This is a genomic window from Hydrogenophaga sp. SNF1 (assembly GCF_034421675.1).
Taxonomy (GTDB): Bacteria; Pseudomonadota; Gammaproteobacteria; order Burkholderiales; family Burkholderiaceae_C; genus Hydrogenophaga; species Hydrogenophaga borbori.
Genome location: NZ_CP139793.1, coordinates 3,212,281 through 3,236,182, shown reverse-complemented (window position 1 = coordinate 3,236,182; position 23,902 = coordinate 3,212,281). Strand labels below are relative to the sequence as shown.

General features: G+C 68.0%; 24 protein-coding genes and 1 tRNA gene. All 25 read left to right on the top strand.

Annotation, left to right across the window (positions count from 1 at the left end; genetic code table 11):
- Window positions 1–108: 108 nt before the first annotated feature.
- The 25 genes from SOM08_RS15500 to SOM08_RS15380 all read left to right on the top strand — a co-directional run bounded on the left by SOM08_RS15500 (window position 109) and on the right by SOM08_RS15380 (window position 23,863).
- Window positions 109–1,395 (top strand): branched-chain amino acid ABC transporter substrate-binding protein, encoded by a 1,287-nt coding sequence (locus tag SOM08_RS15500; protein ID WP_116960398.1) that lies wholly within the window; start codon window positions 109–111, stop codon window positions 1,393–1,395.
- A gap of 21 nt (window positions 1,396–1,416) precedes the next feature.
- Window positions 1,417–2,601 (top strand): pyridoxal phosphate-dependent aminotransferase, encoded by a 1,185-nt coding sequence (locus tag SOM08_RS15495; protein ID WP_116960399.1) that lies wholly within the window; start codon window positions 1,417–1,419, stop codon window positions 2,599–2,601.
- 133 nt (window positions 2,602–2,734) lie between these two features.
- Window positions 2,735–3,001 (top strand): 30S ribosomal protein S15, encoded by a 267-nt coding sequence (rpsO, locus tag SOM08_RS15490; protein WP_070397633.1) that lies wholly within the window; start codon window positions 2,735–2,737, stop codon window positions 2,999–3,001.
- 244 nt (window positions 3,002–3,245) lie between these two features.
- Window positions 3,246–5,477, top strand: coding sequence for a polyribonucleotide nucleotidyltransferase (gene pnp / locus SOM08_RS15485; RefSeq protein ID WP_322469263.1), 2,232 nt, complete (start codon window positions 3,246–3,248; stop codon window positions 5,475–5,477).
- Between the two features lie 21 nt (window positions 5,478–5,498).
- Window positions 5,499–6,488, top strand: coding sequence for an NAD(P)H-quinone oxidoreductase (locus SOM08_RS15480; protein ID WP_116960401.1), 990 nt, complete (start codon window positions 5,499–5,501; stop codon window positions 6,486–6,488).
- 4 nt (window positions 6,489–6,492) lie between these two features.
- Window positions 6,493–7,239, top strand: coding sequence for a triose-phosphate isomerase (gene tpiA, locus SOM08_RS15475; RefSeq protein ID WP_116960402.1), 747 nt, complete (start codon window positions 6,493–6,495; stop codon window positions 7,237–7,239).
- Window positions 7,240–7,297: 58 nt separating this feature from the next.
- Window positions 7,298–7,720 carry a preprotein translocase subunit SecG gene (gene secG, locus SOM08_RS15470; protein ID WP_116960403.1) on the top strand — a complete coding sequence of 141 codons (423 nt, stop codon included), beginning with the start codon at window positions 7,298–7,300 and terminating at the stop codon, window positions 7,718–7,720.
- A gap of 154 nt (window positions 7,721–7,874) precedes the next feature.
- A tRNA-Leu gene (locus SOM08_RS15465) sits at window positions 7,875–7,959 on the top strand.
- 49 nt (window positions 7,960–8,008) lie between these two features.
- Window positions 8,009–8,368, top strand: coding sequence for an NADH-quinone oxidoreductase subunit A (locus SOM08_RS15460; protein ID WP_070397638.1), 360 nt, complete (start codon window positions 8,009–8,011; stop codon window positions 8,366–8,368).
- A gap of 36 nt (window positions 8,369–8,404) precedes the next feature.
- Window positions 8,405–8,884, top strand: a complete 480-nt coding sequence (locus SOM08_RS15455; protein ID WP_009520160.1) for a NuoB/complex I 20 kDa subunit family protein — start codon at window positions 8,405–8,407, stop codon at window positions 8,882–8,884.
- Between the two features lie 28 nt (window positions 8,885–8,912).
- The gene (locus SOM08_RS15450; protein ID WP_116960499.1) at window positions 8,913–9,533 is read left to right on the top strand and encodes an NADH-quinone oxidoreductase subunit C; all 621 of its coding nucleotides are present in this window, start codon (window positions 8,913–8,915) and stop codon (window positions 9,531–9,533) included.
- 19 nt (window positions 9,534–9,552) lie between these two features.
- Window positions 9,553–10,806 (top strand): NADH-quinone oxidoreductase subunit D, encoded by a 1,254-nt coding sequence (locus tag SOM08_RS15445; protein WP_070397639.1) that lies wholly within the window; start codon window positions 9,553–9,555, stop codon window positions 10,804–10,806.
- A complete protein-coding gene (nuoE, locus tag SOM08_RS15440) occupies window positions 10,803–11,309 on the top strand; it encodes an NADH-quinone oxidoreductase subunit NuoE (RefSeq protein ID WP_322469262.1) in 507 nt (168 codons plus the stop codon). Before SOM08_RS15445 ends, nuoE begins: the two co-directional genes overlap by 4 nt.
- Window positions 11,309–12,670 (top strand): NADH-quinone oxidoreductase subunit NuoF, encoded by a 1,362-nt coding sequence (nuoF, locus tag SOM08_RS15435; protein ID WP_116960405.1) that lies wholly within the window; start codon window positions 11,309–11,311, stop codon window positions 12,668–12,670. The genes nuoE and nuoF overlap by 1 nt, the downstream gene beginning before the upstream one ends.
- Before the next feature lie 25 nt (window positions 12,671–12,695).
- Window positions 12,696–14,828, top strand: coding sequence for an NADH-quinone oxidoreductase subunit NuoG (gene nuoG / locus SOM08_RS15430; protein ID WP_116960406.1), 2,133 nt, complete (start codon window positions 12,696–12,698; stop codon window positions 14,826–14,828).
- Window positions 14,825–15,907 carry an NADH-quinone oxidoreductase subunit NuoH gene (nuoH, locus tag SOM08_RS15425; RefSeq protein ID WP_116960407.1) on the top strand — a complete coding sequence of 361 codons (1,083 nt, stop codon included), beginning with the start codon at window positions 14,825–14,827 and terminating at the stop codon, window positions 15,905–15,907. The genes nuoG and nuoH overlap by 4 nt, the downstream gene beginning before the upstream one ends.
- A gap of 13 nt (window positions 15,908–15,920) precedes the next feature.
- A complete protein-coding gene (gene nuoI, locus SOM08_RS15420; RefSeq protein ID WP_070397644.1) occupies window positions 15,921–16,433 on the top strand; it encodes an NADH-quinone oxidoreductase subunit NuoI in 513 nt (170 codons plus the stop codon).
- A gap of 32 nt (window positions 16,434–16,465) precedes the next feature.
- Complete coding sequence (locus SOM08_RS15415; RefSeq protein WP_116960408.1) at window positions 16,466–17,104, top strand: NADH-quinone oxidoreductase subunit J; 639 nt, start codon at window positions 16,466–16,468, stop codon at window positions 17,102–17,104.
- On the top strand, window positions 17,101–17,412 hold the full coding sequence (gene nuoK, locus SOM08_RS15410) for an NADH-quinone oxidoreductase subunit NuoK (RefSeq protein WP_070397646.1): 312 nt from the start codon (window positions 17,101–17,103) through the stop codon (window positions 17,410–17,412). Before SOM08_RS15415 ends, nuoK begins: the two co-directional genes overlap by 4 nt.
- A gap of 7 nt (window positions 17,413–17,419) precedes the next feature.
- Window positions 17,420–19,444, top strand: coding sequence for an NADH-quinone oxidoreductase subunit L (gene nuoL / locus SOM08_RS15405; protein WP_322469261.1), 2,025 nt, complete (start codon window positions 17,420–17,422; stop codon window positions 19,442–19,444).
- Window positions 19,445–19,466: 22 nt separating this feature from the next.
- On the top strand, window positions 19,467–20,942 hold the full coding sequence (locus tag SOM08_RS15400) for an NADH-quinone oxidoreductase subunit M (protein WP_116960410.1): 1,476 nt from the start codon (window positions 19,467–19,469) through the stop codon (window positions 20,940–20,942).
- 28 nt (window positions 20,943–20,970) lie between these two features.
- Window positions 20,971–22,467 (top strand): NADH-quinone oxidoreductase subunit NuoN, encoded by a 1,497-nt coding sequence (gene nuoN, locus SOM08_RS15395; RefSeq protein WP_116960411.1) that lies wholly within the window; start codon window positions 20,971–20,973, stop codon window positions 22,465–22,467.
- A gap of 49 nt (window positions 22,468–22,516) precedes the next feature.
- The gene (locus SOM08_RS15390; protein ID WP_070397650.1) at window positions 22,517–22,822 is read left to right on the top strand and encodes a DUF2818 family protein; all 306 of its coding nucleotides are present in this window, start codon (window positions 22,517–22,519) and stop codon (window positions 22,820–22,822) included.
- The gene (locus SOM08_RS15385; RefSeq protein WP_116960412.1) at window positions 22,815–23,396 is read left to right on the top strand and encodes an NUDIX domain-containing protein; all 582 of its coding nucleotides are present in this window, start codon (window positions 22,815–22,817) and stop codon (window positions 23,394–23,396) included. Before SOM08_RS15390 ends, SOM08_RS15385 begins: the two co-directional genes overlap by 8 nt.
- On the top strand, window positions 23,393–23,863 hold the full coding sequence (locus SOM08_RS15380; RefSeq protein WP_322469260.1) for a DUF1178 family protein: 471 nt from the start codon (window positions 23,393–23,395) through the stop codon (window positions 23,861–23,863). The genes SOM08_RS15385 and SOM08_RS15380 overlap by 4 nt, the downstream gene beginning before the upstream one ends.
- Window positions 23,864–23,902 lie beyond the last annotated feature (39 nt).

The window sequence follows — 23,902 nt, the reverse complement described above, 5'->3', positions numbered from 1 at the left end:
CCGGCGGCGGCGGGTTCAAATAATTATGAATTAGAGTACCCGTCCTGTCGCGGACGCGACAAGAATGGGCCCCGTCGAGGGCCCGGCGTTGCCACCACGGAGTTCTGCATGACCCTGATTTCCCGCCGCCGGCTGGCCACCCTGGCCGCCGCCGTCCTTGGCCTCGGCGCCGTCCCGTCCGGCTGGGCCCAGGCCCCCGCCGCTCGCGGCGAGCCCATCCGCATCGCCATGATCGAAGGCCTCTCGGGCCCCTTCGCCAACACCGGCGAGGCCGTGTTCCGCAACCTGCTCTGGGCCACGGAGCGGGTCAATGCGCGCGGCGGCGTCAAGCTGCCCGGCGGCGCTCGGCCGCTGCTCATCGAGCGCTTCGACAGCAAGAACCAGGCGGAAGAGGCCCTGTCCTCCCTGCGCCTGGCCAATGACCGGGGGATCGCCATCGTCACCCAGGGCAACTCGTCGGCGGCGGCCAGCGCCCTGATCGAGGCCATCAACAAGCACAACGAGCGTCATCCGGCGCAGCGCCAGCTTTTCCTCAACTACTCGGCGGTGGACCCGGCGCTCACCAACGAGAAGTGCAGCTACTGGCACTTCCGCTTCGACGCCCACGCCGACATGCGACTGGCCGCGCTCATGAGCGTGCTGCGCGAGGACAGGGCGCTGCAGCGCATCTACCTGATCGGCCAGGACTACAGCTTCGGCCAGGGCGTGCTGCGCGAGGCGCGCCGCCAGCTCGGCGCCCAGCGGCCGGACGTGAAGATCGTCGGCGACGAGCTGCACCCCATGGCGCGCATCAAGGATTTCCTGCCCTACGCCACCAAGATCAAGGCCAGCGGCGCGCAGGCCGTGCTCACGGGCAACTGGGGCAATGACCTCACGCTGCTGGTGAAGGCCGCGCGCGAGGTGGGCTTCGAGGGCCGTTTCTATACCTTCTACGGCAACGCCCTGGGTGCGCCGGCGGCGCTCGGCGACGCCGGCATCGGCCAGGTGGTGGCCGTGGCCGACTGGTTCCCCAACGTGCCCACGCCCGAAAGCGAGGCCTTCTACAAGGCCTTCCGCGAGCGCTTTCCCAAGCCCGAGGACGACTACGTGCACATGCGCATGCAGCTCATGGTCGAGGCGCTGGCGCAGGCCATCGAGCGCGCGGGTCGGGTGGAGGCGGGGGCCATCGCCGCCGAACTGGAGAAGGCCGACGTCACCCTGGCCGGCCAGCGCGCGCGCATGCGCCGCGCCGACCACCAGTTCCAGCAAAGCCTGGCCGTGGCCGTGATGGACCGCCAGGGCACGCCCGGTGTGAGGTTCGACGTCGAGGGATCGGGCTACGGCTTTCGCGTGATCCGCAGCCTGAGCCCGCAGCAGGCCGAGATGCCGCACAGCTGTACGATGACCCGCTTCTGACATTGACGCGGGAGTCGGCGCATGCGTGACGTGGTGGCGGGCCTGGAGGGCTCGCGCATTCGGGAGGTGGCGAACGAAGGCATCGGCCGCGAGGGCGTGCTCAAGTTCTGGTTCGGCGAGAGCGACGAGGTCACACCCGAGCCCATCCGACAGGCCGCGATCGCCTCGCTGCAGGCCGGCGAAACCTTCTACGCGCACAACCTGGGCCTGCCCGAGCTGCGCGAGGCCATCGCCGGTTACACCGAGCGCCTGCACCCTGGCCGCGGCGCGGTCCACTGGTTCGAGCGCATCGCCGTCACCTCGGGCGGCGTCAACGGGCTCATGCTGGCGGCGCAGACCCTGGTCGACGCGGGCGACGAAGTGGCGGTGGTCACGCCGGCCTGGCCCAACCTGGCGGCCCAGCCGGCCATCCTGGGCGCGCGGGTGAAGGCGCTGCCGCTGGTGCCGCGCGGCGGCGCCTGGACGCTGGACCTCGCCGCCCTGCGACAGGCCGTGACCCCAGCCACGCGCGTGCTCATCGTCAACGCCCCGGCCAACCCGACCGGTTTCGCGCTCACGGCCGAGCAGCAGCGCCAGATCCTGGCCCACTGCCGCGCCACCGGCACCTGGATCGTGGCCGACGAGGTCTACGAGCGGCTCTACTTCGAGAGCGACACCGCCAACGGCGCGGCGCCCAGCTTCCTGGACGTGGCCGAGCCCGACGACCGCCTCATCGTTGCCCACAGCTTCTCCAAGAGCTTCCTGATGACCGGCTGGCGCCTGGGCTGGCTGGTGCTGCCGCCCGCGCTGACCGAGGCGGTGGGCAAGCTGATCGAGTTCAACACCTCCTGCGCGCCGGTGTTCGTGCAGCGCGGGGCGGTCGCCGCCATCGCCCACGGCGACGCCGTGACGCCGGCCCTGGTGGCCCACCTGCGCCGCTGCCGCGACACGCTGGTGCCCCTGCTGCAGGCCCTGCCCGGGGTGGAGCTGGCCACGCCGCGCGCCGGCATGTACGCCTTTTTCCGCCTGCCGGGACAGGCCGACTGCCTGGAAGTGTCCAAGCGGCTGGTGCGCGAGGCCGGCCTGGGCCTGGCGCCGGGCAGCGCCTTCGGCCCGGAGGCGGCCGGCTGGCTGCGCTGGTGTTTCGCCAGCCGGGACGCGTCGCGGCTGGAGGAGGGCGTGCGGCGCCTGAACGGCTGGCTGGCGGACAGCCGGCCCCGCCGCTAGGTCGCCGGCGCGCCGATTCGGCTAGAATGCGCGGTTGCCGTTCCAGCTGGAGCGGCTTCACGCCCGTCGCGGCAGGCCTTCCCTTCGGGTGGCCCGGGCTGCAGCGGGACGCAAGTCAACAGGAAAGCTTCACATGATCGATCAGCAAGTCAAGGCCGGCGTCATCGCCGACAACGCCCGTTCCGCCAACGACACCGGCAGCCCCGAAGTCCAGGTCGCCATCCTGACGGCCCGCATCAACGAACTCACCCCGCACTTCAAGACGCACGCCAAGGACCACCACGGCCGCCGCGGCCTGCTGCGCATGGTGAGCCGTCGCCGCAAGCTGCTGGACTACCTCAAGTCCAAGGACGCCGACCGTTACCTGGCCCTGATCCAGAAACTGGGCCTGCGCAAGTAAACCGAGCCGGGTGTGCCCGATCGAAAAGCCTGAGTTGGTTCGCTGGCTCGGGCTTTTTGCGTTTGGCGCCCCCGCTCCATTCCTCCGGAGTTCACACACCGAGCGAAGCTGTGTCATTCCAACGGGGCTGCGGCCAGCGCAGTCCCTCTGGAATGGCATCGTCTGGCGGGTGCGTTCTCCGGGTTCGTGCAAGGCATTGCACGCCATGCAGTCCCGATGAACGGGACGCCAACGGAGATACGCCATGAGCATGTTCAACAAAGTCACCAAGACCTTCCAGTGGGGCCAGCACACGGTCACCATGGAAACGGGCGAGATCGCCCGCCAGGCCAGCGGCGCCGTGCTGCTCGACATGGACGGCACCGTCGTGCTGGCCACCGTGGTCGCCAAGAGCGAGGCCAAGGCCGGTCAGGACTTCTTCCCCCTGACCGTCGACTACATCGAGAAAACCTACGCCGCCGGCAAGATCCCCGGCAGCTTCTTCAAGCGCGAAGGCCGCCCGAGCGAGCTGGAAACGCTGACCAGCCGCCTGATCGACCGCCCGATCCGCCCGCTGTTCCCCGAGGGCTTCTTCAACGAAGTGCAGGTGGTCATCCACACGCTGTCGCTCAACCCCGAAGTGGACGCCGACATCGCCGCGATGATCGCGACCTCGGCCGCGCTGTCGGTCTCGGGCATTCCGTTCAACGGCCCTATCGGTGCGGCGCGCGTGGGCTATGTCAACGGCGCCTACGTGCTCAACCCGGGCCAGACCGAGCGCCAGAACTCGCAGATGGACCTGGTGGTCGCCGGCACGCAGGCCGCGGTGCTGATGGTCGAGTCCGAGGCCCTGCAGCTGTCCGAAGAAATCATGCTGGGCGGCGTGGTGTTCGGCCATGAGCAGGCCAACATCGCCATCAACGCCATCAACGAACTGGTGCGCGAGGCCGGCAAGCCCGAGTGGCAGTGGCAGGCCCCGGCGCGCGACGAGGCGCTGATCGCCCAGGTGAATGAGCTCGGCGGCGACAAGCTGCGCGCGGCCTACCAAATCCGCAACAAGCAGGCGCGCACCCAGGCGTGCCGCGAGGCCTACGCCGCCGTCATGAGTGGCCTGAAGGCCGCCGGCGTCGAATTCGACAGCGTCAAGGTCGAGGGCCTGCTGTTCGATATCGAGGCCGGCATCGTGCGCGGCCAGATCCTGGCCGGCGAGCCGCGCATCGACGGCCGCGACACGCGCACCGTGCGCCCCATCGAGATCCGCAACGGCGTGCTGCCGCGCACCCACGGCTCGGCGCTGTTCACGCGCGGCGAGACGCAGGCCCTGGTGGTCGCCACCCTGGGCACCGACCGCGACGCCCAGAAGATCGACGCGCTGGCCGGCGAGTTCGAAGACCGCTTCATGCTGCACTACAACATGCCGCCCTTCGCCACCGGCGAAACCGGCCGCGTGGGCAGCCCCAAGCGCCGCGAGATCGGCCACGGCCGCCTGGCCAAGCGCGCCCTGGTGGCCTGCCTGCCCACCAAGGAAGACTTCCCCTACACCATTCGCGTGGTGTCCGAGATCACCGAGTCCAACGGCTCCTCGTCCATGGCCTCGGTCTGCGGCGGCTGCCTGGCGCTGATGGACGCCGGCGTGCCCATGAAGGCGCACGTGGCCGGCATCGCCATGGGCCTGATCAAGGACGGCAACCGCTTCGCCGTGCTGACCGACATCCTGGGCGATGAGGACCACCTCGGCGACATGGACTTCAAGGTGGCCGGCACCACCAACGGCATCACGGCCCTGCAGATGGACATCAAGATCCAGGGCATCACCAAGGAAATCATGCAGGTCGCGCTGGCCCAGGCCAAAGAGGCGCGCATGCACATCCTGGGCAAGATGCAGGCCGCCATGGGCGAGGCCAAGACCGAGATCAGCGATTTCGCGCCGCGCCTCTACACCATGAAGATCAACCCCGAGAAGATCCGCGACGTGATCGGCAAGGGCGGCGCCACCATCCGCGCGCTGACCGAAGAAACCGGCACGCAGATCGACATCGGCGAAGACGGCACCATCACCATCGCCTCCACCGACGGCGCGCGCGCCGAGGACGCCAAGCGCCGCATCGCCGAGATCACGGCCGAGGTGGAAGTGGGCAAGGTCTACGAAGGCCCGATCACCAAGATCCTGGACTTCGGCGCCCTGGTCAACCTGCTGCCGGGCAAGGACGGCCTGCTGCACATCAGCCAGATCGCCCACGAGCGCGTGGAGAAGGTCAGCGACTACCTGCAGGAAGGCCAGATCGTCAAGGTCAAGGTGCTGGAGACCGACGAGAAGGGCCGCGTCAAGCTGTCGATGAAGGCGCTGCTGGAGCGCAGCGGCGGTGGCGATCGTGAGCCCCGCGAGCCCCGTGAACCGCGTGAGCACCGCGAACCGCGTGAACCGCGTGAGCACCGCGACCAGCGCCCCGCGGCGTCGGCCGACGAGGCCGCGCAGCAACAGCAACAGCAGCAGTAAGCCCCGCACGCGATGTCGAGCATGCAAGCGGTCGAGATCAATGGCTTTGGCGCGCCCGAGGTGCTGCGCCTGGCCGAGCGCCCGCGCCCCGTCGCGGGCGCCGGCGAGTTGCTGATCCGCGTCGCGGCCTCGGGTGTGAACCGCCCCGACGTGCTGCAGCGCACCGGCAACTACCCGGTGCCGCCCGGCGCGTCCGACATCCCCGGGCTGGAGGTGGCCGGCACCATCGAGTCGGGTGACGCCACCGCGCTGGCCGAGGCCGGCCTCCAGCTGGGTGACCGGGTCTGCGCGCTGGTGGCCGGCGGCGGCTACGCCGAGTGGTGCGTGGCGCCGGTCGGCCAGTGCCTGCCGGTGCCGCGTGGCCTGGACGATGTCGCCGCCGCTTCGCTGCCCGAAACCTTCTTCACCGTCTGGAGCAACGTCTTCGACCGCGGCCGTCTGCAGTCCGGTGAAACCCTGCTGGTGCAGGGCGGCACCAGCGGCATCGGCGTCACCGCCATCCAGATGGCCAAGGCGCGCGGCGCGACCGTGATCGCCACCGCCGGCAGTGACGAGAAGTGCGCCGCCTGCAAGGCGCTCGGCGCCGACCACGCCATCAACTACCGCACGCAGGACTTCGTTGCCGCGGTGGCCGACGTCACCGGCGGCCGCGGCGTCGACGTGATCCTCGACATGGTGGCGGGTGGCTACGTGGCGCGCGAGGTCGACTGCCTGGCCGAGGACGGCCGCCTGGTCATCATCGCGGTGCAGGGCGGCGTCAAGGCCGAGTTCAACGCCGGTCTGGTGCTGCGCCGCCGCCTCACCGTCACGGGCTCCACGCTGCGCCCGCGCCCGGTGGCCTTCAAGGCCGCCATCGCGCGCTCGCTCAGGGAGCACATCTGGCCGCTGCTCGAATCGGGCGCGGTCAAGCCTGTCATCCACCAGGTGTTCGCCCCCGCGCAGGCGGCCGAGGCGCACGCCCTCATGGAATCGAACCGCCACGTCGGCAAACTCGTGCTGAAGTGGGCCTGATGTCATGACGAAGAAAAAGCTCATCGCCGGCAACTGGAAGATGAACGGCGGCCTGGCCGCCAACGAGGCGCTGCTGCGCGCGCTGCTGGCCGGTCTCGGCCAGCCCTCGGCCGACGTGGCCGTCTGCGCGCCCGCGCCCTACCTCGCGCAGCTGCAGGGCCTGCTGGCCGGCGGCCCGATCGGCTGGGGCGCGCAGGACCTGTCCGCGCACGAGCAGGGCGCCTACACCGGCGAGGTGTCGGCCGCCATGCTCAAGGACTTCGGCTGCCGCTACGCCATCGTGGGCCATTCCGAGCGCCGTCAGTACCACGGCGAGACGGATGCCACCGTCGCTGCCAAGGCGCAGCGTGCCCTGGCCGCGGGCATCACGCCCATCGTGTGCGTGGGCGAGACCCTGGTGGAGCGCGAGGCCGAGCAGACCGAGGCCGTGGTCAAGCGCCAGCTGGCCGCTGTGATCCACGCCGTGGCGCACTGCACGAGCGAAATCGTCGTCGCCTACGAGCCCGTGTGGGCCATCGGCACCGGCCAGACGGCCACGCCCGAGCAGGCCCAGCAGGTGCACGCCGTGCTGCGCGCTCAGCTTGCCGCGGCCACCCACCAGGCGGAGCGTGTGCACATCCTCTATGGCGGCAGCATGAACGCCGCCAACGCCGCCAGCCTGCTGGCCCAACCCGACATCGACGGCGGGCTGATCGGCGGGGCCTCGCTCAAGGCGCCCGATTTCCTGCGGATCATTGCCGCCGCCCACTGAACACAGCATCGAACCGATGGCGCCGCGAAGGCGCTGATCGACCCTTACGGAGAACCTGATGAACGTCCTGTTGACCCTCCTGCTCGTGGTGCAGATCCTCGCTGCGCTCGGCATGATCGGCTTGATCCTCATGCAGCACGGCAAAGGCGCCGACGCGGGCGCCGCCTTCGGTGGCGGTGGCGCGGGCTCGGCCAGCCTGTTCGGCGCCTCGGGCGGCGCGAACTTCCTGTCGCGCACCACGGCCGTGCTGGCGGGTGTGTTCCTGGCCTGCACGCTGGGTCTGGCCTATTTCGGCAACCTGCGTGCCGCGCCGGCGAGCTCGGGCAGCGTGCTCGAGAACGTGCCCGCCGCGCCCGCGAGCCCGGTGCAGCAGATCCCGGGTGGTGCCGCCGCGCCCACCGCGCCCGCCGCCCCGGGCAATGCCCCGGCGCCCGCCAGTGCACCCGCACCCACGGGCGCGGGCCAGATTCCCGCGCAGTGATGCGAAACCCCGCCAGCGGCGGGGCCTGACGCCTCGGGGACGCCCATGAAAAAAGGATGGGCCGCTCCCCAGATTGGGGAGGCGATTCAGGGTAAACTCTATGAGTTGTCCGCAGTGCTCAGTGTCCCTCATGAGCACGGCAACGCAGACCCAAGCCGACGTGGTGAAATTGGTAGACACGCTATCTTGAGGGGGTAGTGGCGAAAGCTGTGCGAGTTCGAGTCTCGCCGTCGGCACCAGATCGTTGAAGGCAGGGCCAGCAGGCCCTGTCCACGGAACCGCCCCACCATGAGCCTTGACCAGTACCTGCCCGTGCTTCTGTTCATCGTCGTGGGTATCGCGGTCGGGATCATTCCCCAGGTCCTCGGTTTCATCCTCGGCCCGAACCTGCCGGACGCCGAGAAGAACTCCCCTTACGAATGCGGCTTCGAGGCCTTCGAAGACGCGCGGATGAAGTTCGATGTGCGCTACTACCTGGTGGCCATCCTCTTCATCCTGTTCGACCTCGAAATCGCGTTCCTCATCCCCTGGGCCGTGGCCTTCTCCGACATCGGCATGACGGGCTTCGTCGCCGGTGTGGTGTTCCTGGCCATCCTCACGGTGGGTTTCGCCTACGAATGGAAAAAGGGCGCCCTGGACTGGGAGTGAGTTCACCCCCGCTGCGCGGGCGCTTCGGAGCAGCACATGATTGAAGGTGTCTTCAAGGAAGGCTTTGTCACCACCAGCTACGACGCGGTGGTGAACTGGGCCAAGACCGGTTCGCTGTGGCCCATGACCTTTGGTCTGGCCTGCTGCGCGGTGGAGATGATGCATGCGGCCGCCGCGCGCTACGACATCGGGCGCTTCGGCTCCGAGGTCTTTCGCGCCAGCCCGCGCCAGTCCGACCTCATGATCGTGGCCGGCACGCTGTGCAACAAGATGGCGCCGGCGCTGCGCAAGGTCTACGACCAGATGGCCGAGCCGCGCTGGGTGCTGTCCATGGGTTCCTGCGCCAACGGCGGCGGCTACTACCACTACAGCTACTCGGTCGTGCGCGGCTGTGATCGCATCGTGCCGGTCGACGTCTACGTGCCCGGCTGCCCGCCCACCGCCGAGGCGCTGCTGTACGGAATCATTCAGCTGCAGCAGAAGATCCGGCGCACGCAGACCATTGCCCGCGCCTGAGTCACAGAACACCACCGAGCCCCACGACATGACCGACGCATCCAACCACCACCTGGTCGCGCCCGAGACCCTGCAGGCCAGCCTCCAGGAACTGCTCGCCGGCCGCGTGCGCGCGGTCGACCTGGAACGCGGCGAGGTCACGGTCACGGTCGACGCCGCCGCCTACCTGGATGTCATGCAGACCTTGCGCGACGCGCCCCAGGCCCGCTTCGAGCAGCTCGTCGACCTCTGCGGCATGGACTACTCCACCTACGGCGACGGCCGCTGGGAAGGCCCGCGCTTCGCGGCGGTCTCTCACCTGCTGTCGGTGAGCCTGAACCAGCGCGTGCGCGTGCGCGCGTTCTGCGCCGACGATGACTTCCCCGTGCTGCCCTCGGTCAACGGCTTGTGGAACAGCGCCAACTGGTACGAGCGCGAGGCCTTCGACCTCTACGGCATCGTCTTCGATGGCCACGACGACCTGCGCCGCATCCTCACCGACTACGGTTTCATCGGCCACCCGTTCCGCAAGGACTTTCCGCTCTCGGGCCACGTCGAGATGCGCTACGACGCCGAGCGTCAGCGCGTCATCTATGAGCCGGTGACCATCGAACCCCGCGAGATCACGCCGCGCGTGATCCGCGAGGACAACTACGGCGGCCTGCACTGAAGGCGCGGGGCGAACCGACATGGCAGAGATCAAGAACTACACCCTGAACTTCGGCCCGCAGCACCCGGCCGCGCACGGCGTGCTGCGCCTGGTGCTCGAGCTCGACGGCGAGGTCGTGCAGCGCGCCGACCCGCACATCGGCCTGCTGCACCGCGCGACCGAAAAGCTCGCCGAGCACAAGACTTTCATCCAGTCGCTGCCCTACATGGACCGTCTCGACTACGTGTCCATGATGTGCAACGAGCACGCCTACTGCCTGGCCATCGAGAAGCTGCTGGGCATCGAAGTGCCGATTCGCGCGCAATACATCCGCGTGATGTTCAGCGAGATCACCCGCCTGCTCAACCACCTGATGTGGCTGGGCTCGCACGGCAACGACTGCGGCAGCTCCACCATCCTCATCTACGCCTTCCGCGAGCGCGAGGACCTGTTCGACATGTACGAGGCGGTGTCGGGCGCGCGCATGCACGCGGCCTACTTCCGTCCCGGCGGCGTCTACCGCGACCTGCCCGACAGCATGCCGCAGTACCAGGCGAGCAAGGTGCGCAACCAGCGCGGCGTGGACGAACTGAACAAGAACCGCCAAGGCTCGCTGCTCGACTTCATCGACGACTTCACCCGGCGCTTCCCGGTCTACCTCGACGAGTACCACACGCTGCTCACCGACAACCGCATCTGGAAGCAGCGCACCGTGGGCATCGGCGTGGTGCCACCCGAGCGCGCGCTCAACCTGGGCATGACCGGCCCCATGCTGCGCGGCTCCGGCATTGCCTGGGACCTGCGCAAGAAGCAGCCTTACGAGGTGTACGACCGCCTGGACTTCGACATCCCGGTCGGCAAGACCGGCGACACCTATGACCGCTACCTCGTCCGCATGGAGGAGATGAAGCAGTCCAACCGCATCATCCAGCAGTGCGTGGCCTGGCTGCGCGCCAACCCGGGCCCGGTGATCACCGACAACCACAAGGTGGCGCCGCCCGCGCGCGAGGCCATGAAGGCCAACATGGAAGAGCTGATCCACCACTTCAAGCTCTTCACCGAAGGTTTCCACGTGCCCGAGGGCGAGGCCTACGCCGCCGTCGAGCATCCCAAGGGCGAGTTCGGCATCTACCTCGTGAGCGACGGGGCCAACAAGCCCTACCGACTGAAGATCCGCGCGCCCGGTTTCGCGCACCTCGCCACGCTCGACGAGATGGCGCGCGGCCACATGCTGGCCGACGCGGTCGCCATCATCGGCACCATGGACATCGTTTTCGGGGAGATCGACCGATGAGCACCCCCGTGCAGTTTTCCGCCGCGACCATCGCGCGCTTCGACCGCGAGGTCGCCAAGTACCCGGCCGAGCAGCGCATCTCGGCCGTCATGGCCTGCCTGTCCATCATCCAGCAGGAGCAGGGCTGGGTCAGCACCGAGGCCGAGGCCGCGCTGGCCGCTTATATCGGCGTCGAGCCGATCGCGGTGCACGAGGTCACGACCTTCTACAACATGTACAACCAGCGGCCGGTGGGCAAGTTCAAGCTCAACGTCTGCACCAACCTGCCGTGCCAGCTGCGCGATGGCCAGAAGGCGCTGCACCACCTCGAGAAGAAGCTGGGCATCGAAATGGGCGAGACCACGCCCGACGGCCTGTTCACGCTGCAGCAGAGCGAGTGCCTGGGCGCCTGCGCCGACGCGCCCGTGATGCTGGTGAACGACCGCCACATGTGCAGCTTCATGAGCCACGACAAGCTCGACCAGCTCGTCGATGGCCTGCGCGCCGCGGAGGGCCAGTCCTGATGAACGCCCAACAGATCATCGGCCAGTTCGCCGCCACCGGCGTGCAGACCTGCTTCCATGGCCGCCACATCAGCCCGCAGATCTACGCGGACCTGGACGGCAAGAACTGGTCCCTCAAGGACTACGAGGCGCGCGGCGGCTACCAGGCCCTGCGCAAGATCCTGGGCAAGGACGGCGGCGAAGGCCTCACGCCCGACCAGGTGATCGCCACCGTCAAGGAGTCGGCTCTGCGTGGCCGCGGCGGCGCGGGCTTCCCCAGCGGCCTCAAGTGGAGCTTCATGCCGCGCCAGTTCCCGGGGCAGAAGTACCTCGTCTGCAACTCCGACGAGGGCGAGCCGGGTACCTGCAAGGACCGCGACATCCTCATGTACAACCCGCACATCGTCATCGAAGGCATGGCGATCGCGGCGTACGCCATGGGCATCAGCGTGGGCTACAACTACATCCACGGCGAGATCTTCGAGGTGTACGAGCGCTTCGAGGCCGCGCTGGAAGAGGCGAGGGCGGCCGGCCTGCTGGGCGACAACATCCTCGGCTCGGGCTTCAGCTTCCAGCTGCACGGCCACCACGGCTTCGGCGCCTACATCTGCGGCGAGGAAACCGCGCTGCTCGAATCGCTGGAGGGCAAGAAGGGCCAGCCGCGCTTCAAACCGCCGTTCCCCGCCAGCTTCGGCCTCTACGGCAAGCCCACCACCATCAACAACACCGAGACCTTCGCGGCGGTGCCCTGGATCATCCGCAACGGCGGCCAGGCCTACCTGGAGATCGGCAAGCCCAACAACGGCGGCACCAAGATCTTCTCGGTCAGCGGCGACGTCGAGATGCCCGGCAACTTCGAGATCCCGCTGGGCACGCCCTTCAGCAAGCTGCTCGAACTCGCCGGCGGCGTGCGCAAGGGCCGCACGCTCAAGGCCGTGATCCCCGGCGGCTCCTCGGCCCCGGTGCTGCCGGCGCACATCATGATGGAGTGCACGATGGACTACGACTCCATCGCCAAGGCCGGCTCCATGCTGGGCTCGGGTGCCGTCATCGTGATGGACGACTCGCGCGACATGGTCGAGTCGCTCAAGCGCCTGTCGTACTTCTACATGCACGAGAGCTGCGGCCAGTGCACGCCGTGCCGCGAGGGCACGGGTTGGCTCTGGCGCATGGTCGACCGCATTGACCGCGGCCTGGGCCGGCCCGAGGACATGGCCCTGCTCGACAACGTGGCCGAGAACATCATGGGTCGCACCATCTGCGCGCTCGGCGACGCGGCGGCCATGCCGGTGCGCGCCATGATCAAGCACTTCCGCCACGAGTTCGAGGCCAAGATCAACGCTGCGCAGGCCGAAACGGGCAACAAGGCGGCCACGGCCTGAGAGCACGAGGAACACGGACATCCCCATGGTTGAAATCGAACTCGACGGCAAGAAGGTCGAAGTGCCTCCGGGCAGCATGGTCATGCATGCGGCCGAGAAGGCGGGCACCTACATCCCCCACTTCTGCTATCACAAGAAGCTGTCCATCGCGGCCAACTGCCGCATGTGCCTGGTCGACGTGGAGAAGGCGCCCAAGGCCATGCCGGCCTGCGCCACGCCCGTCACGCAGGGCATGATCGTGCGCACGCAGAGCGACAAGGCCGTCAAGGCCCAGAAGTCGGTGATGGAGTTCCTGCTCATCAACCACCCGCTCGACTGCCCGATCTGCGACCAGGGCGGCGAATGCCAGCTGCAGGACCTGGCCGTGGGCTACGGTGGCTCCGGCTCGCGCTACCAGGAAGAAAAGCGCGTGGTCTTCCACAAGAATGTGGGTCCGCTGATCTCCATGGAGGAGATGAGCCGCTGCATCCACTGCACGCGCTGCGTGCGCTTCGGGCAGGAGATCGCGGGCGTCATGGAGCTCGGCATGAGCCACCGCGGCGAGCACGCCGAGATCGAGACCTTCGTGGGTCAGTCGGTCGATTCCGAGCTCTCGGGCAACATGATCGACATCTGCCCCGTGGGCGCGCTCACCAGCAAGCCCTTCCGCTACAGCGCGCGCACCTGGGAACTCTCGCGCCGCAAGAGCGTGAGCCCGCACGATTCCACCGGCGCCAACCTCGTGGTGCAGGTCAAGAACCACCAGGTGATGCGCGTGGTGCCGCTCGAGAACGAGGCGGTCAACGAATGCTGGATCGCCGACCGCGACCGCTTCTCCTACGAAGCGCTCCATGGCGCGGACCGCCTCACCCAGCCCATGCTCAAGCAGGGCGGTGAGTGGAAAACCGTGGACTGGCAGACCGCGCTGGAGTACGTCGCCAATGGCCTCAGGCAGGTCAAGGGCGCGCACGGCGCGGGCGCCATCGGCCTGCTGGCCAGCCCGCACGCCACCGTGGAAGAGCTGGCCCTGGCTGGCGCCCTGGTGCGCGGCCTGGGCAGCGAGAACATCGACAGCCGCCTGCGCGCGGCCGACCCCGGCGCGGTGGCGCCCCAGGGCCAGGCGCGCTGGCTGGGCCGGCCCATCGCCGAGCTCTCCACGCTGCAGCGTGTGTTGGTCGTGGGCTCGAACCTGCGCAAGGACCACCCGCTGTTCGCGCAACGCATCCGCCAGGCCGTGCGCCGCGGCGCGCAACTGAGTGCGCTGGTCGAGGCCGCGCCCCAGTGGGCCATGAACGTCAAGCACACGCTGCTCAGCGACAGCACGGCCTGGGCATCGGCCCTGGCCGGCGTGGCCGCCGCGGTGGCCGCCGAGAAGGGCGTGTCCGCGCCGGTGCCGGTCGAGCCGACCGACGCGCAGCGCGCCATCGCCGCCTCGCTGCTGGGCGGCGAGCACAAGGCGGTGCTGCTTGGCAACGCCGCCGCGCACCACGCCCAGGCCACCAGCCTGCTGGCCCTGGCCCAGTTCATCGCCCAGCACACCGGCGCCAGCGTGGGCTACCTCACCGAGGCGGCCAACACCGTGGGCGCGCAGCTCGTGGGCGCCGTCCCGGGACAGGGCGGCCTGCACGCCGGCCGCATGCTCGGCGGTGCGCTCAAGGCCGCGCTGCTGCTCAACGTGGAGGCCGAGGACACGGCCGCCGGGCTGCAGGGGCTGGCGAACACCGACATGGTCGTGACCCTGAGCCCCTTCAAGACCAACCTGGACGTGAGCGACGTGCTGCTGCCGATCGCACCGTTCACCGAGACCTCCGGCAGCTTCGTGAACGCCGAAGGCCGCCTGCAGAGCTTCCACGCCGTGGTGCCCCCCCTGGGCGACACGCGCCCGGCCTGGAAGGTGCTGCGCGTGCTGGGCAACCTGCTCGAGCTGCCGGGCTTCGATGCCGACTCCTCGCAGGCCGTGCTCGCGCGCGCGCTGCCGGGTGTCGCGTCGGGTGGCTTGGTGCCGGCCGAGCGCCTCAACAACCAGGCCGCCGGCGCGACCATCGACACCACGCCCGCGGCGGCCAAGCCCTGCGTGGCCAGCATCTACCAACTCGACGCCCTGGTGCGCCGCGCTCCGTCGCTGCAGCTCACGGCCGATGCCCGCCGCGCGCGCGCAGAAGAAGGGGTGGCAGCGTGATCGACGCGATGTACAACGGCGGCCTGGGCCTCATCAACGCCGCGTGGTGGACCTCGGCGGCCTGGCCCGTGCTCTGGGCCCTCATCAAGATCGTCGCGGTGCTCGCGCCGCTGATGGGCGCGGTGGCCTACCTCACGCTCTGGGAGCGCAAACTGCTCGGCTGGATGCAGGTGCGCCACGGCCCCAACCGCGTGGGCCCCTTCGGTCTGCTGCAGCCCATCGCCGACGCGCTCAAGCTGCTGACCAAGGAGCTGATCCGCCCGAGCGCGGCCGCCAACGGCCTGTTCCGCCTCGGCCCGGTCATGGCCATCATGCCGGCGCTGGCCGCCTGGGTGGCCATTCCCTTTGGCCCGGAGGCCGTGCTGGCCAACGTCAACGCCGGCCTGCTGGTCATCCTGGCCATCACCTCCATCGAGGTCTACGGCGTGATCATCGCGGGCTGGGCCTCGAACTCGAAGTACGCCTTCCTCGGCGCGCTGCGCGCCTCGGCCCAGATGGTGAGCTACGAGATCGCCATCGGCTTTTGCTTCCTGGTGGTGGTGATGACCGCCGGCAGCCTGAACCTGGCCGAGATCGTGAACTCGCAGTCCCGCGGCATGGGCGCGGGCATGGGCCTGAACTTCCTGTCCTGGAACTGGCTGCCGCTGCTGCCCATTTTCGTGGTCTACGTGATCTCGGGCGTGGCCGAAACCAACCGCCACCCCTTTGACGTGGTCGAGGGCGAGGCCGAGATCGTGGCCGGCCACATGGTCGAGTACTCGGGCATGGGCTTCGCGATCTTCTTTCTCGCCGAGTACGCCAGCATGTGGCTGGTGTCCATCCTGGCCGTGCTGATGTTCCTGGGTGGCTGGCTGCCCCCGATCGACAGCGCCATCTTCAACTGGGTGCCGGGCTGGATCTGGCTGGGCCTCAAGACCTTCGTGGTGGTGTCCATGTTCATCTGGATCCGCGCCACCTTCCCCCGCTTCCGCTACGACCAGATCATGCGTCTGGGCTGGAAGATCTTCATCCCCGTCACGCTGGTGTGGCTGCTGCTCGTGGGTGCGCTCATGCAGACGCGCTGGAACATCTGGCAGTGAGGAGGGCACAAGCATGAGTACCACCACCGCCGTCGCGCCCTTCAGTTTCCGCGACTTCTTCAAGAGCTTCATGCTCGTCGAGCTCGCCAAGGGCATGGCCCTGACCGGCCGCTACGCCTTCCGCCGCAAGGTCACGGTGCAGTTCCCCGAGGAGAAGACGCCGCTGTCGCCGCGCTTTCGCGGCCTGCACGCGCTGCGCCGCTACGAGAACGGCGAAGAGCGCTGCATCGCCTGCAAGCTCTGCGAGGCCGTGTGCCCCGCCGTCGCCATCACCATCGAAAGCGATGTGCGCGCCGACGGCACGCGCCGCACCACGCGCTACGACATCGACCTCACCAAGTGCATCTTCTGCGGCTTCTGCGAAGAGAGCTGCCCGGTCGACTCGATCGTCGAGACGCACATCTTCGAATACCACGGCGAAAAGCGCGGCGACCTGTACTTCACCAAGGAAATGCTGCTCGCGGTGGGTGACCGCTACGAACCCCAGATCGCCGCGGCCAAGGCCGCCGACGCCAAGTACCGCTGAGCGCGGCGCGACCGAGCCCATCCAGAGATCCCATGGACTTCACCACCGGTTTCTTCTACCTCTTCGCGGCGGTGCTGCTGTTCGCGGCCTTTCGCGTGGTCACCTCGCGCAACGCCGTGCACGCGGTGCTGTACCTGATGCTCTCCTTCTCGCAGGCGGCCGCGCTGTGGCTGCTGCTCAAGGCCGAGTTCCTGGGCATCACGCTGGTGCTGGTCTACCTCGGCGCCGTCATGGTGCTGTTCCTGTTCGTGGTGATGATGCTGGACATCAACATCGAGTCGCTGCGCCGCGGCTTCTGGCACCACTTCCCGCTGGCGGCCATTCTCGGCGCCGTGGTGGCCGGCGAGCTGATCGCCGTGCTGTGGGTGGGCTTCCCCTCCATTGCCACCACCGCCGCCACCGTGCCCGCCAACGTGTCGAACACGGGCGAGCTGGGCAAGCTGCTGTATTCGGCCTACCTCTATCCCATCCAGGTCGCGGGCTTCATCCTGCTCGTGGCCATGGTCGCGGCCATCGCGCTGACGCTGCGCCGGCGCAAGGACAGCAAGGCCATCAACCCGGGTGACCAGGTCCATGTGCGCGCCCGCGACCGCCTGGTGATCGTGCCCATGGCCGCCGCCAAGCCGGCGCCCGTGGCCGCCACCCCCAACACAGAGGAGGGCAAGGCATGAGTGGCCTCACGCTGGGACATTTCCTGTCGGTCGGCGCGATCCTGTTCGCGATCTCCGTCGTCGGCATCTTCCTCAACCGCAAGAACCTGATCGTGCTGCTCATGGCCATCGAGCTGATGCTGCTCGCGGTCAACATGAACTTCGTGGCCTTCTCGCACTACCTGGGCGACCTGCACGGCCAGGTGTTCGTGTTCTTCATCCTCACCGTGGCGGCCGCCGAGTCGGCCATCGGCCTCGCCATCCTCGTGCTGCTGTTCCGCAACAAGTCGTCGATCAGCGTCGAAGAACTCAACACGCTCAAGGGCTGATCGGAACATGAGCAACACGCTATCCGCCTCCACGCTGCTCGCCGTGCCGCTGGCGCCCCTGGTGGGCTCGCTGGTGGCCGGCATCCTGGGCACCGCCTTCGGCGGCAACGTCATCGGCCGGCGCGCCTCGCACGGCGCCACCATCCTGGGCGTGCTGGTCGCCTTCATCCTGTCGGCCATGACGCTGGCCGACGTGATCGACGGTGCCCGCTTCAACCAGACCATCTACGAATGGATGGTCATCGGCGGGCTGAGGATGGAGATCGGCTTCCTGGTCGACGGCCTGACCGCGATGATGATGGTGGTGGTCACCTTCGTCTCGCTCATGGTGCACCTCTACACCATCGGCTACATGGCAGACGACGACGGCTACAACCGCTTCTTCGCCTACATCTCGCTGTTCACCTTCTCCATGCTCATGCTGGTCATGAGCAACAACCTGCTGCAGCTGTTCTTCGGCTGGGAAGCGGTGGGCCTGGTGTCCTACCTGCTGATCGGCTTCTGGTTCAACAAGCCCTCGGCGATCTTCGCCAACATGAAGGCCTTCCTGGTCAACCGGGTGGGCGACTTCGGCTTCATCCTCGGCATCGGCCTGATCGTGGCCTACGCCGGCACCATGAACTACAGCGAGATCTTCGCCAAGGCGGGTGAACTCGGCGCCCTGGGCTTCCCGGGCACCGACTGGATGCTGATCACCGTCATCTGCATCTGCCTGTTCATCGGCGCCATGGGCAAGAGCGCGCAGTTCCCGCTGCACGTCTGGCTGCCCGACTCCATGGAGGGTCCCACGCCGATCTCCGCGCTGATCCACGCCGCCACCATGGTGACGGCCGGCATCTTCATGGTCGCGCGCATGAGCCCGCTGTACGAGCTGTCCGACACGGCGCTCAACTTCGTCATGGTCATCGGCGCCATCACCGCGCTGTTCATGGGCTTCCTGGGCATCATCCAGAACGACATCAAGCGCGTGGTGGCCTACTCCACGCTCTCGCAGCTGGGCTACATGACGGTGGCGCTCGGCGCCTCGGCCTACTCGGTCGCGGTCTTCCACCTGATGACGCACGCCTTCTTCAAGGCCTTGCTGTTCCTCGCGGCCGGCTCGGTCATCATGGGTCTGCACCACAACCAGGACATCCGCTGGATGGGCGGCGTGCGCAAGTACATGCCCATCACCTGGCTCACCTCGCTGTTCGGCACGCTGGCGCTGATCGGCACGCCGCTGTTCTCGGGTTTCTACTCCAAGGACTCGATCATCGAGGCGGTGCATTTCAGCAACCTGCCGGCCGCCGGGTTCGCCCACTTCGCGGTGCTGGCGGGCGTGTTCGTGACCTCGTTCTATTCGTTCCGCCTGTACTTCCTGGTCTTCCATGGCCAGGAGCGCTACGACCAGAACCCCGACGCGCACCATGGCGATCACCACGACGACCACGGGCATGGCCACGGCGACGGCAAGCCGCACGAGTCGCCCTGGGTGGTGACCCTGCCCCTGGTGCTGCTGGCCATTCCGTCCGTGGTGATCGGCTACTTCACGATCGAACCCATGGTCATCGGTGACTTCTTCCGCGATGCCATCACCGTCAACGCCGAGGCGCACCCCGCGCTGAAAACCTTCGCCGAAGAGTTCCACGGCGCCTGGGCCATGGCCGCGCACGCCTTCAGCACGGCGCCGCTGTACCTGGCGCTGGCCGGTGCCGTGAGCGCCTGGTACTGCTACCTGGTCAACCCGGCTGTGCCCGCGGCCATCGCGCGCGCGCTGCGCCCGATCGTGGTCGTCCTCGAGAACAAGTACTACATGGACTGGTTCAACGAGAACGTGCTGGCCCGCGCCGCGCGCGGCCTGGGCGTGGGCCTGTGGAAGGGCGGGGACCGTGGCGTCATCGAAGGCGGCGTGGTGAACGCCAGCTGGAAGATCGTCGGCGCCATCGCCGCCGTGGTGCGCCGCGCGCAGACCGGCTACCTGTACCACTACGCGCTGGTGATGCTCGTGGGGGTGATGCTGTTCATGACGTACTTCGTCTGGCTCGCGAAATAAGACAACGAAGAAAGAAAAGACCATGGGTTTGCTGAGCCTTGCCATCTGGACGCCGATCCTCGTGGGCGTCGTGCTGCTCGCGCTGGGGCGCGATCAGCACGCGGGCGTGGTCCGCTGGGTTGCGCTCCTGGGCGCGCTCGCGGGCCTGGCCGTCACCGTGCCGCTGTACACCGGCTTCGAGGTCGGCAGCGCGGCCCTGCAGTTCGTCGAGAAGGCCGTCTGGATCGAGAGCTTCAACGTCCACTACCACCTCGGCGTGGACGGCATCTCGCTGTGGCTGGTGCTGCTCACGGCTTTCACTACCGTCATTGTGGTGATCGCAGGCTGGGAGGTGATCACCGAGCGCGTGAACCAGTACATGGGCGCCTTCCTGATCCTCTCGGGCTTCATGATCGGCGTGTTCAGCGCGCAGGACGCGATGCTGTTCTACGTGTTCTTCGAGGCCACGCTGATCCCGATGTATCTCATCATCGGCATCTGGGGAGGCCCCAACAAGATCTACGCGGCCTTCAAGTTCTTCCTCTACACGCTGCTGGGCTCGCTGCTCATGCTGATCGCGCTGATCTACCTGTACGTGCAGTCGGGTGGCAGTTTCGCGCTCAGCGACTGGTACCGCCTGCCCATCGGCGGCACCGCGCAGACCCTGCTGTTCTTCGCCTTCTTCGCGGCCTTCGCGGTGAAGGTGCCCATGTGGCCGGTGCACACCTGGCTGCCCGACGTGCACGTGGAGGCGCCCACCGGTGGCTCCGCCGTGCTGGCGGCGATCATGCTCAAGCTGGGCGCCTACGGCTTCCTGCGCTTCTCGCTGCCCATCCTGCCCGACGCCTCCCACGAATGGGCCTGGCTGATGATCGCGCTGTCACTGATCGCGGTGATCTACGTCGGTCTGGTGGCCATGGTCCAGCAAGACATGAAGAAGCTGGTGGCCTATTCGTCCGTGGCGCACATGGGCTTCGTGACGCTGGGCTTCTTCATCTTCAGTGACCTGGGCATGAGCGGTGGCCTGGTGCAGATGGTGTCGCACGGCTTCGTGTCGGCGGCCATGTTCCTGGCCATCGGCGTTCTGTACGACCGGGTGCACTCGCGCGAGATCGCCGACTACGGCGGCGTGGTCAACACCATGCCGCGCTTTGCCGCCTTCGCGCTGCTGTTCACCATGGCCAACGCCGGCCTGCCCGGCACGGCCGGCTTCGTGGGCGAATGGATGGTGATCATCGCGGCCGTCAAGGCCAACTTCTGGATCGGCCTGCTGGCCGCCACGGCCCTGATCTTCGGCGCCGCCTACTCGCTGTGGATGTTCAAGCGCGTCTACCTGGGCGAGCCGGGCAACGACGAGGTGCGAGGCCTGAGCGACATCAATGCTCGCGAATTCCTGGTGATGGCCTTGCTGGCCGTCGCCGTGCTCGCCATGGGCGTGTACCCCAAGCCCTTCACCGACGTGATGGACCCGGCCGTGGCCGAGCTGCTGCGCCACGTGGCGAACTCCAAGCTGAATTGACAAGAATAGACCGAGCGAGAACAGCCCCATGATCGACAAACTCAGCTGGGTCGCGGCCTACCCGGAAATTCTGTTGGCGGTGATGACCTGCGTCATTGCGCTGGCCGACCTCGCGGTCAAGACGCCGCTGCGCGGCAGCACCTACGCGCTGACCCTGCTCACCCTGGCCGTCGTCGCGGTGTTCCTCGGTGTGGCCGGCGCCTCGGGCACCACCATCGAGGGCTTTGGCGGCATGATCGTCAGCGACCCCATGGGCAACTGGCTCAAGTGCTTCGCCACCATCGCGCTGATGGCCACGCTGGTCTACGGCCGCGCCTACGCCGGCGCGCGCGACATGCTGCGCGGTGGCGAGCTGTTCAGCCTGAGCCTGTTCGCGCTGCTGGGCATGTTCGTGATGATCTCGGGCCACAACTTCCTGGTGATCTACCTGGGCCTGGAACTGCTCACGCTCTCCAGCTACGCGCTGGTGGCGCTGCGCCGCGACGACACCGCCGCGACCGAAGCGGCCATGAAGTACTTTGTGCTGGGCGCGCTGGCCAGCGGCTTCCTGCTCTACGGCCTGTCCATGGTCTACGGTGCCACGGGCTCGCTCGACATCGGCCAGGTGATGGCGTCCATCGCCGGCGGCGAGGCCACGCTCAAGGGCTCCGTCCAGGTGCTGGTGCTGGGCCTGGTGTTCGTGGTCGCGGGCCTGGCCTTCAAGCTGGGCGTGGCGCCGTTCCACATGTGGGTGCCCGACGTGTACCACGGCGCTCCCACGTCCATCACGCTGCTCATCGGCGGCGCGCCCAAGCTGGCCGCCTTCGCCATCGTGATCCGCCTGCTCGTCGAAGGCCTGCAGCCGCTGGCCATGGACTGGCAGCAAATGCTGGCCGTGCTGGCCGTGCTCTCGCTGCTGGTGGGCAACCTGGCCGCCATCGCGCAGAGCAACCTCAAGCGCATGCTGGCCTTCTCCACCATCGCGCAGATGGGCTTTCTCATGCTGGGCCTGATGGCCGGCGTGTCCGGCGGCGACGGCAGCAACATGGCCAATGCCTACAGCTCGTCCATGTTCTACGTGGTGACCTACGTGCTCACCACGCTGGGCACCTTCGGCGTGATCATCCTGCTGTCGCGCGCGGGCTTCGAGTCCGACACCATCCAGGACCTGGCCGGCCTGAACCAGCGCAGCCCCCTGTACGCCGGCGTCATGGCGGCCTGCATGTTCTCGCTGGCCGGCGTGCCGCCGCTGGTGGGCTTCTATGCCAAGCTCTCGGTGCTGCAGGCGCTGCTGGCCTCGCCCAGCGCCTTCCACGTCGGCCTGGCCGTGTTCGCGGTGGTGATGTCGCTGATCGGCGCCTTCTACTACCTGCGCCTGGTCAAGGTGATGTACTTCGACGCGCCCACACAGACCGCGCCCATCGAAGCCGGCCTGGACGTGCGCTCGGTGCTGTCGGTGAACGGCGCGCTGGTGCTGATCCTGGGCATCGTGCCGGGCGGCCTCATGGCCCTGTGCGCGCAGGCGGTGGCGGCCCTGTTCGCCTGAGACCGCGGCGCGGGGAACCCTCGCGCGCCGGACCGCTCACACCGTCGCCATGAACCAAACCGCTCTGATCTGGCTGGTGCTGGCGGCCGCCCTGGTGGCCGCGAACCTGCCCTTCGTCAACAACCGCTGGCTCGCGGTGCTGCCGCGCGCGAAGCCCAAGACGCTGTGGCTGCGGCTGCTCGAACTCGTGCTGCTGTACTTCGCCGTCGGGGCCCTGGGCCTGGCCCTGGAGCAGCGCGTGGGCCAGATCTATCCGCAGGGCTGGGAGTTCTACGCCACCACGGCGAGCCTGTTCCTCACGCTGGCTTTCCCCGGCTTCGTGTACCGCTACCTCTACAAGCGCCGCGGTGGATGACCCTCACCTGACCGAAGTGCCGCTGGCGCGCACCGAGTTGCTGCGCGGGCATTTCCTGCACGTGGTGCGCGACAGCGTGCGCCTGCCCACGGGCGCCGAGGCCACGCGCGAATTCGTGCTGCACCCGGGCGCGGTGATGGTGATCCCTGTGCTGGACGATGGCCGCGTGGTGCTGGAGCGCCAGTACCGCCACCCCATGGGGGCCGTCATGGTGGAGTTTCCCGCCGGCAAGCTCGACGCGGGCGAGGGCAGCCTGGCCTGCGCGCGGCGCGAGTTGCGCGAGGAGACCGGCTACTCGGCCCGGCAATGGGCCTTCGCGGGCCGCCTGGCGCCCACCATCGCGTACTCCGACGAGGTCATCGACGTCTGGTTCGCCCGCGGCCTGAGCCTGGGCGAGCGCGCGCTCGACGACGGCGAGGCGCTGGACGTCTTCGCCGCCACGCCGGCCGACCTGCAGGCCTGGTGCCGCGACGGCCGGGTCATCGACAGCAAGACCTTGGTGGGCATGCTGTGGCTGCAGAATGTGCTCAGTGGCCAATGGGTCTTGGACTGGCAGGATAATTGCGCTCCATGAAGGTGCTCGATCTGCAATGCGCCCACCAGCACGTGTTCGAGGGCTGGTTCGGCTCCGAAGACGATTTTCACCAGCAGCTGGAGCGCGGGCTGGTGAGTTGCCCGCTGTGCGGTGATCAGCGCGTCGAGAAAAAGCTCTCGGCGCCGCGCCTGAACCTGCGCGCGGGCCGCGACGCACCGGGCGCGGCCCATGGGCCCGAAGGTCTCACGCTGAGCAACCACCCCGCACAGGCCGAACTGGCCGAGCTGCAGGCGCGCATGCTCAAGGCCATGCGCGAGATCATGGTCAACACCGAGGACGTGGGCGAGCGCTTCGCCGAGCAGGCCCGCGCCATGCACCACGGCGAGATCGAGCGCCGCAACATCCGCGGCCAGACCAGCGCGGCCGTGGCGCTGGAGCTGCTGGAAGAGGGCGTGGAGGTGATGCCACTGCCCCTGCTGCCGGCGGTCAAGGACACCTTGCAGTAAGCCCCTGGGCCCGAGCGGTCGGGCATGAAGAAAGGGCGC

Coding starts and splice junctions, on each gene's coding strand:
- SOM08_RS15500 (WP_116960398.1), top strand. CDS start 109: ATGACCCTGATTTCCCGCCGCCGGCTGGCCACCCTGGCCGCCGCCGTC.
- SOM08_RS15495 (WP_116960399.1), top strand. CDS start 1,417: ATGCGTGACGTGGTGGCGGGCCTGGAGGGCTCGCGCATTCGGGAGGTG.
- rpsO (WP_070397633.1), top strand. CDS start 2,735: ATGATCGATCAGCAAGTCAAGGCCGGCGTCATCGCCGACAACGCCCGT.
- pnp (WP_322469263.1), top strand. CDS start 3,246: ATGAGCATGTTCAACAAAGTCACCAAGACCTTCCAGTGGGGCCAGCAC.
- SOM08_RS15480 (WP_116960401.1), top strand. CDS start 5,499: ATGCAAGCGGTCGAGATCAATGGCTTTGGCGCGCCCGAGGTGCTGCGC.
- tpiA (WP_116960402.1), top strand. CDS start 6,493: ATGACGAAGAAAAAGCTCATCGCCGGCAACTGGAAGATGAACGGCGGC.
- secG (WP_116960403.1), top strand. CDS start 7,298: ATGAACGTCCTGTTGACCCTCCTGCTCGTGGTGCAGATCCTCGCTGCG.
- SOM08_RS15460 (WP_070397638.1), top strand. CDS start 8,009: ATGAGCCTTGACCAGTACCTGCCCGTGCTTCTGTTCATCGTCGTGGGT.
- SOM08_RS15455 (WP_009520160.1), top strand. CDS start 8,405: ATGATTGAAGGTGTCTTCAAGGAAGGCTTTGTCACCACCAGCTACGAC.
- SOM08_RS15450 (WP_116960499.1), top strand. CDS start 8,913: ATGACCGACGCATCCAACCACCACCTGGTCGCGCCCGAGACCCTGCAG.
- SOM08_RS15445 (WP_070397639.1), top strand. CDS start 9,553: ATGGCAGAGATCAAGAACTACACCCTGAACTTCGGCCCGCAGCACCCG.
- nuoE (WP_322469262.1), top strand. CDS start 10,803: ATGAGCACCCCCGTGCAGTTTTCCGCCGCGACCATCGCGCGCTTCGAC.
- nuoF (WP_116960405.1), top strand. CDS start 11,309: ATGAACGCCCAACAGATCATCGGCCAGTTCGCCGCCACCGGCGTGCAG.
- nuoG (WP_116960406.1), top strand. CDS start 12,696: ATGGTTGAAATCGAACTCGACGGCAAGAAGGTCGAAGTGCCTCCGGGC.
- nuoI (WP_070397644.1), top strand. CDS start 15,921: ATGAGTACCACCACCGCCGTCGCGCCCTTCAGTTTCCGCGACTTCTTC.
- SOM08_RS15415 (WP_116960408.1), top strand. CDS start 16,466: ATGGACTTCACCACCGGTTTCTTCTACCTCTTCGCGGCGGTGCTGCTG.
- nuoK (WP_070397646.1), top strand. CDS start 17,101: ATGAGTGGCCTCACGCTGGGACATTTCCTGTCGGTCGGCGCGATCCTG.
- nuoL (WP_322469261.1), top strand. CDS start 17,420: ATGAGCAACACGCTATCCGCCTCCACGCTGCTCGCCGTGCCGCTGGCG.
- SOM08_RS15400 (WP_116960410.1), top strand. CDS start 19,467: ATGGGTTTGCTGAGCCTTGCCATCTGGACGCCGATCCTCGTGGGCGTC.
- nuoN (WP_116960411.1), top strand. CDS start 20,971: ATGATCGACAAACTCAGCTGGGTCGCGGCCTACCCGGAAATTCTGTTG.
- SOM08_RS15390 (WP_070397650.1), top strand. CDS start 22,517: ATGAACCAAACCGCTCTGATCTGGCTGGTGCTGGCGGCCGCCCTGGTG.
- SOM08_RS15380 (WP_322469260.1), top strand. CDS start 23,393: ATGAAGGTGCTCGATCTGCAATGCGCCCACCAGCACGTGTTCGAGGGC.